Annotated in this window: 6 protein-coding genes and 1 rRNA gene; all 7 read right to left on the bottom strand. The window is 60.7% G+C overall.

Going from position 1 to position 7,092, the window contains the following annotated elements; all coding sequences use genetic code 11:
• On the bottom strand, positions 1 to 1,078 hold a 1,078-nt coding region (locus tag VFW72_RS03040), incomplete at its 3' end, for an ABC transporter substrate-binding protein (protein WP_329672795.1).
• A 38-nt stretch (positions 1,079 to 1,116) separates the two neighbouring features.
• Entirely contained in the window at positions 1,117 to 2,331 is a 1,215-nt protein-coding gene (locus VFW72_RS03035; protein WP_329672794.1) for a M20 aminoacylase family protein, read from the bottom strand.
• 1 nt (position 2,332) lies between these two features.
• The gene (locus tag VFW72_RS03030) at positions 2,333 to 3,313 is read right to left on the bottom strand and encodes an ABC transporter permease (protein ID WP_329672793.1); all 981 of its coding nucleotides are present in this window, start codon (positions 3,311 to 3,313) and stop codon (positions 2,333 to 2,335) included.
• 62 nt (positions 3,314 to 3,375) lie between these two features.
• The gene (locus tag VFW72_RS03025) at positions 3,376 to 4,944 is read right to left on the bottom strand and encodes an ABC transporter substrate-binding protein (protein WP_329672792.1); all 1,569 of its coding nucleotides are present in this window, start codon (positions 4,942 to 4,944) and stop codon (positions 3,376 to 3,378) included.
• A gap of 106 nt (positions 4,945 to 5,050) precedes the next feature.
• Positions 5,051 to 5,674, bottom strand: a complete 624-nt coding sequence (locus tag VFW72_RS03020; RefSeq protein WP_329672796.1) for a DUF3047 domain-containing protein — start codon at positions 5,672 to 5,674, stop codon at positions 5,051 to 5,053.
• Positions 5,675 to 5,814: 140 nt separating this feature from the next.
• A complete protein-coding gene (locus VFW72_RS03015) occupies positions 5,815 to 6,891 on the bottom strand; it encodes a homocysteine S-methyltransferase family protein (protein ID WP_329672791.1) in 1,077 nt (358 codons plus the stop codon).
• An 81-nt stretch (positions 6,892 to 6,972) separates the two neighbouring features.
• Positions 6,973 to 7,085 (bottom strand): 5S ribosomal RNA (rrf, locus tag VFW72_RS03010).
• Positions 7,086 to 7,092: the final 7 nt, after the last annotated feature.

Here is a 7,092-nt window from a genome sequence, read left to right as displayed (position 1 = left end):
CGGCTTCGGCCAACAGCTTCTTGGCCGCTTCGGTGTCGTAGGGCAGGCGCTTGTTCATGTCGGCGTGGAAGCCGTTGACGCCCTCACCCACCATCAGCGCGGTGGGCAGCGATGCGCCCCGCATCACCGTGCGCTGGATGCCATTGATGTCGATGGCCTGGTAGAAGGCCTTGCGCACGCGCACATCCTTGAAGGGGTTTTTGCCCTTGACGTTGGAGTACAGCAGCTCGTCGCGCTTCTGGTCCATACCCAAGAAGATGGTGCGGATCTCGGGGCCCTGCAACACCTTGGCCTTGCCGCTGCCGTCAATGCGGGCCACGTCCTGCAGGGGGGCGGGTTCGATCACGTCCACCTGCCCCGAGAGCAGAGCGGCCACGCGGGTGGCGTCGTTGCCAATGGGCGTGTACTCGACGTTGACAACGTTGCCTTCGATCTTGCCCCAGTAGTTGCCGTTGCGGACAAAACTGGTTTTGACGTTAGGCTGGCGCTCGCGCAAGCGGAACGGGCCGGTGCCGTTGGCTCGGAACGACGCGGCGTTCTCAATGCCCTTGCGGCGGTCGACGGGGCGCGTGGCCTGATTTTGTTCCGCCCACTTCTTGCTCATGATGTAAAGGAGCGAGATCACGTCGGGCAGGATGGGAAAGGGTGCGTTGGTCTCCATCTCCACTGTGTGGTCGTCTACCTTGCGTACCGCTTTGATGTCGTTGGTGTAACTGCGCATGTCGGAGCCCTCACCTGCAGCGCGGGTGAAGCTGAACAACACGTCGTCCGCAGTGAACGGCGTGCCATCGTGGAATTTCACGCCCTTGCGCAGCTCAAAGCGCCACACAGTTGGAGACGTTTGCTTCCAGGAGGTGGCCAACGCAGGCTCCAGCGCGAGCTTTTTGTCACGCGACACCAAGGGCTCGTACACGTTTCCCGTCACGCTCAGCTGCAGCGATTCATTGAGCGAATGCGGGTCCATCGACAGCGCATCGCCCTGGTTGCCTATGCGCACGGTCTGCGCCTGTGCGGCACCGGCCAACACCACCAGGGCGGCCGAAGCCAGCACTGAGATCAGAGGTTTCTTGAACATCATGTGAGCTCTTCTCCAGGTTAAAAAAAAGGCGATGCGGATCAATCGTCGCCCAAGGGCATACCATGTTCGACAAGGCCGGCGTGCAAGGCTGCTCCCAGGGGCAAAACCTCGTCGTTGAAGTCGTAGCGGCTGTTGTGCAGGAAGCAGCTGCCCTCGCCACCCTGCCCCAGACGCAGGTAAGCGCCGGGCTTGACCTGCAGCATGAAGGAGAAATCCTCCGCACCCATGCTGGGGTCCATCTCGCGGTCCACGTGGTCGCGCCCCAGAAGAGACTGCGCCACGTCGGCCGCGAACTGGGCTTCATCGGGCGTGTTGATGGTGGCCGGGTAAATGCGCTCGTAGTGCACCGTGGCCGTGGCACCAAAACCCAGGGCCACCGCGCTGCACAGCTCGTTGAGGCGGCGCTCCACCTGGGCCTGCACCGCAGGGCTGAAGGTACGCACCGTGCCAACCAGCGTGGCCTCGCCGGGCAACACGCTGAACGCGCCCGGATCGCCCGCCTGCATCGCGCACAGGCTGATGACGGCGCCGTCAATGGGCCGCACGTTGCGCGACACGATACTTTGCACGGCGGTGATGATGTGGGCGGCCACCAGCACCGGGTCGACGGTGAGGTAGGCGTGCGCGCCGTGCCCACCTTTGCCAGTGATCTTGATGGTCACGCGGTCGGCCGCGGCCATCATGGCACCGCGGTTGATGCCGACGGTGCCCGGGCGCATCTGCGGCCAGTTGTGCATGGCATACACGGACTGCACCGGAAAGCGATCGAACAGGCCATCCTCGATCATGGCCTTGGCGCCGGCATAACCCTCTTCACCCGGCTGGAAGATCAACACGGCCGTGCCATCAAAGTGGCGCGTTTCAGCCAGGTAGCGGGCGGCGCCCACCAACATCGCGGTGTGACCATCGTGCCCGCAACCGTGCATGAGGCCGGGCTTGGTCGAGCGCCAAGCGAAGTCATTGTGCTCTGTCATGGGCAGCGCGTCCATGTCGGCACGCAGGCCCATCATGCGACCGCTGCTGTTGCGCCTGCCGCGCACCACCCCCACCACACCGGTCTTGCCGATGCCGGTGTGCACTTCGTCCACGCCACACACCTTGAGCGCCTCGACGACACGCTTGGCTGTGTAGTGCTCTTCAAAGCCGAGTTCAGGGTGCGCGTGCAAATCGCGTCGCAAGGCCGTGAGTTCGGGCACGAACTCGGCGATGTGGGAGAACGCCCGGCCATGGACCTTCAAGCGGTTCGTCGGCATCTCAATGCCCCCCAGCCTTCTCGACACGCAGACGCGGATCGACCGCGAAGTACAGCAGATCGACGATGAGGTTGATCACCACAAAAATCAGCGCAATCAGGCAGAGGTAGGCCGCCATCACCGGGATGTCGGCGAAGGTCACCGCCTGAATGAACAGCAAACCCATGCCTGGCCACTGGAACACCGTCTCGGTGATGATGGCAAATGCGATCAGCCCGCCCAGTTGCAAGCCGGTGATCGTCATCACGGGCACCAGGGTGTTTTTGAGGGCATGTCCAAAATGCACGGCCCGGTTGGTCAGGCCACGGGCGCGAGCGAACTTGATGTAGTCGGTGCGCAGCACCTCCAGCATCTCGGCACGCACCAGGCGCATGATGAGCGTGAGCTGGAAAATGGCCAACGTGATCGCGGGCATCGTGATGTGGTGCCAACCTTTCGCGGTGAGCAGGCCACTGCTCCACCAACCCATCTGCACCACGTCCCCCCGGCCAAAGCTGGGGAACCAGCCCAACTGGACAGCGAAGACCAAGATCAGCAGGATGCCAATGAGGAAGGTTGGCAACGACACGCCCAGCAAGGACACGGTCATGAACACCTGGCTCATGAAACTGCCCCGGCGCAACGCGGCGTACACGCCCATGGGAATGCCCACCACCAGGGCCAGCACACCCGCCACCAGCGCCAGTTCAAGCGTCGCTGGGAAACGCTCACCAATGAGCCGCGAGACCTTGGCGCCTTGGCGAAGGCTCAGGCCAAACTCACCTTGCGCCGCGTTCACCAGAAAGTGCCAGAACTGGACAAAAAACGGCTGATCCAACCCCAGCGCCGCGCGCAGCTCTCGGACCTGCTCGGGGGTGGCGTCCTGCCCCAAAAGGAAGACGACCGGGTCGCCCACGTACTGGAACAGCATGAAGGCGATGAAGGCGACAGTGACCATCACCAGGACGGCTTGTGCGAGGCGGCGGACGATGAATGCAAACATGTTCGATAAAAAATCAAGGGCCGCGACCGGTACGCCGCGACCCTTTATTCAACAGCTGTGAATCAGTTTACCTTGACCAGACGCCAGTCGATGCGGTTGTCCGCGCGGTGCACCACGTCGATGTTTTTCTTCATGGCCCAAGGAATGATCTGGTTGTGCAACACGATGTGTGACACGTCGTCTGAGGCCATCTGCAGCGCTTCGGTCAGCAAGCGCGGGCGGATGTAGGGATCGGTTTCCGTTTTGATGCGGTCAATGACGACGTCCAGTTTGGGATTGCTGTAGCGACCGACGTTGTAGTTGCCATCGCCACCGGCACCCACCGTGCGGACCAGCGACTGCAGCGAGTACAAAGCATCAAAGGTGGGCACACCCCAGCCCAGCATGTAGATGCTGGCCTCATAACGCTGGATCATGGGGAAATAGGTGACCAGAGGCAGCGTGCGCAGCTTCGCCTTGACGCCGATGCGCGACCACATCGCAGTGACGGCCTGGCAAATTTCCTCGTCGTTGATGTAACGGTTGTTGGGGCAGGCGAAGTCGACTTCGAAGCCGTCCTTGTAACCGGCGTCGGCGAGCAACTTCTGGGCACGCGCGACATCCACGGGAGGGCGCTTGTGGATGGACTCATTCCACCCGGCCACTTGAGGGGCAACCAGCGCGTTGGTGGGCTGCCCCAGGCCTCGCATGGTCACACGGGTGATGGCATCCGCATCAATGGCCATGTTCAGGGCCTGGCGCACGCGCAGATCCTTCAGGGGGTTCTTGCCCTTGATGTTGCTGCCCACCAGTTCCTCGCGAAACTGATCCATGCCAAAGAAGATCGTCCGGTTTTCCACGCCATCCATGACCTTGAGGGCGTTGTTCTGTCGAACGCGGGGCAAATCCTGGGGACTGGGGTCCAGGACAAAGTCGACTTCACCGGTCAGCAAGGCAGCCATGCGCGTGGCATCGGCCTTGATCGGCGAATAGACAATTTCAGTCACGTTGCTGTCCATCGACCCCCACCAGTTGGGGTTCTTGGCCAACACCAGGCGCTGGTCCTGCTTCCATTCCTTCAGGGTGTATGGGCCGGTGCCCATTGCGTTGCGGTGGGCGAAGTTCTCGTCCTTGGTCTTGATGTCCTTGGGCTCGACAGAGTTGTTTTTCTCCGCCCAGGCCTTGCTCATCATGCGCAGCTCGGTCATCTGGTTGAGCAGCACCGGATTGGGCCCCTTGGTAAAGATGTCGATGGTGTTGGCATTGACCTTCACCACCTTGTCGATGCCCTGGGCGTAGACCGCAAAATTGGAGGTCTTGGCCATGGCCCGCTGGATCGAGTACACGGCATCGTCTGCGGTAAATGCAGAACCATCGTGGAACTTGACGCCAGTGCGCAGGTTCACTCGCAGTTGTGTCGGCGAAACCTGATTCCAGGACGTGGCCAAAACAGGTTCAATCTTAAAAGTCTTGCTGTTGTAATAGACCAGCGTCTCGTACACCGCGGCGTGAATGCCGTTTTGCAGCGCATTGTTTTGAGAGTGGATGTCCCAAGTCGCGATATCGCTGGAACTGGTCCACTTGAAGGGTTTGGCTTGCGCCATCGCCCCCAGACCCAACATGGCGCACAGGGCAATCAGTCTGAATTTCATTGCTTGACACCTAAATAAAGTTTTCAAGCAATGTACTATGCAACATCCGGGCCGGAATGTCACAGGGAGTTTCCCCCATCAGGGTTTCTTCTGACGAGAGCGGTCGTCAGGGCGCAGTGAGTCGCAAAGCGCCGTACCAGGCCGTGATTTTTTCACCGGTGTTGTCGGCATCAGTCATCAATGCGACACCAATCAAGGGGCCCGGCTCTTCGCCGAAAGCGCGGCGGTAGTCTTCGGCAATGTCACGCCGGTATTCGCGCCACTGACCCACGTTGTCCGCGCCCGACTCCACGACGATTTTGCGTACCCTGTCGGTGCGTGGGCTCACCAACACTGTGCCGACGGGCCGCGAATTGCACCACACATAGGTGAGGGTTGCGTATGGCATTTCCTCCCCCAACAGCGTGCGGCTCAGTTCCGATTGCATGCGGGTGCGGGCGGACAAACGCGAACGGTCGCCGTCAAACGCGAGGACAACACGGACTGGCGCATCGTCCTGCCCTGCGGCACCAATGTTGGCTTGCCGAAACATGCCATCCACCAACCACGAAAACTCAATCTGTCCGGCTCGCTGAGGGGCATCCGTCAAGCGCTGTCGCAGGATGCTCATCGACTTGTCGGCGTTGACCCGCAGTGCGGGGCGCCCCTGGTAGCGGGTCGCCACAAAAGGCACGTTCAGCTTGCCCGGCCACAAGAGGGGTGTCCAAGGCACGGCCTTGGCAGGGGTCACGAGCAAGGAGAGAGAAAGCTCTGCCGGGCTTGAAGGCGGCGAAGCAGGTTCTGGCGATTGTTGGCTTGCACAGCCGATCAACAACAACCCAAGAGCCCACAGGCCAAGGTGTTTCCACACCTGACCAGGCAGGCCGGCAATCACGCAGCCTCTCGGTAGAACATGTCGCGCTTGAGGCCACGAGGCGCATTCGGTTTGACCGAATCGGCGATGGCCGCGATGTGCTGAGGGGTGGTGCCACAACATCCGCCCAAGATGTTCACCAGTCCCTCTTCCGCAAACCCCTTGACCAGGCGGGACGTCACATCAGGGGTTTCGTCAAAGCCTGTGTCTGACATGGGGTTGGGAAGTCCGGCATTGGGATAGCAACTGATGTAGGTGTCGCCGGCCACTTTCGCCAACTCTTGTAGATAGGGGCGCATGAGCGCGGCACCCAAGGCGCAATTCAGGCCCACCGCCAAGGGCTCGATGTGGCGCACACTGGCCCAGAACGCCGAGACGGTTTGACCGCTGAGAATGCGCCCCGACGCATCGGTTACGGTGCCACTGATGATCACGGGCAAGCGCTCGCCCGAGGCATCGAAATACTCCGCAGCGGCAAACAAAGCCGCTTTGGCATTGAGCGTATCGAATATGGTTTCGATCAGCAGCACGTCGGCGCCACCTTCCACCAAGGCTTCGATCTGCTCATAGTAGGCAGAGCGCAGCCCTTCAAACGTCACGTTGCGGGCCCCCGGATCATTGACGTCGGGGCTGATGCTCGCGGTCTTTGGGGTGGGGCCGACCGCCCCAGCAACGAAACGAGGTTTGTCTGACGTGGAGAACTTGTCGCAGGCGGCACGCGCCAACCGAGCAGAGGCCAAGTTCATCTCTCGCGCCAAGTCAGCCATTTGGTAATCGTCTTGCGCAATCCGAGTGGCGCCAAATGTGTTGGTCTCGATGAGATCCGCACCGGCAGCAAGGTAAGCCTCATGGATATCGCTGATCACATCGGGCCGTGTGAGGCTAAGCAACTCGTTGTTGCCCTTCACGTCCAGCGCATGGGCCACGAATCGGTCCCCTACGGCATCTGCCCCAGCATACCCTTGCCCACGGTAGTTCGCCTCGGTGAGTTTCAAACGCTGGATCATGGTACCCATGGCCCCATCCAGGATGGCAATGCGATTTGAAAGGATTTCGGGCAGCTGGTGTGCGCGGGTATAAGGCTTGGGATCCATGTTCACATTCTACGAATGTTACGTCCAGAAAACCAAAACGCCCCGCTCAGGTCTTGAGCGGGGCGTTTGGTCTTTATAAGAGCCTGACGATGACCTACTTTCACACGGGAATCCGCACTATCATCGGCGCTAAGTCGTTTCACTGTCCTGTTCGGGATGGGAAGGAGTGGTACCAACTTGCTATGGTCGTCAGGCATAACG

This window comes from Aquabacterium sp. (assembly GCF_036273115.1).
Taxonomy (GTDB): Bacteria; Pseudomonadota; Gammaproteobacteria; order Burkholderiales; family Burkholderiaceae_C; genus Aquabacterium.
This window is presented reverse-complemented; position numbering and strand designations above follow the sequence as displayed.

Coding starts and splice junctions, on each gene's coding strand:
- VFW72_RS03035 (WP_329672794.1), bottom strand. CDS start 2,331: ATGCCGACGAACCGCTTGAAGGTCCATGGCCGGGCGTTCTCCCACATC.
- VFW72_RS03015 (WP_329672791.1), bottom strand. CDS start 6,891: ATGGATCCCAAGCCTTATACCCGCGCACACCAGCTGCCCGAAATCCTT.
- VFW72_RS03030 (WP_329672793.1), bottom strand. CDS start 3,313: ATGTTTGCATTCATCGTCCGCCGCCTCGCACAAGCCGTCCTGGTGATG.
- VFW72_RS03025 (WP_329672792.1), bottom strand. CDS start 4,944: ATGAAATTCAGACTGATTGCCCTGTGCGCCATGTTGGGTCTGGGGGCG.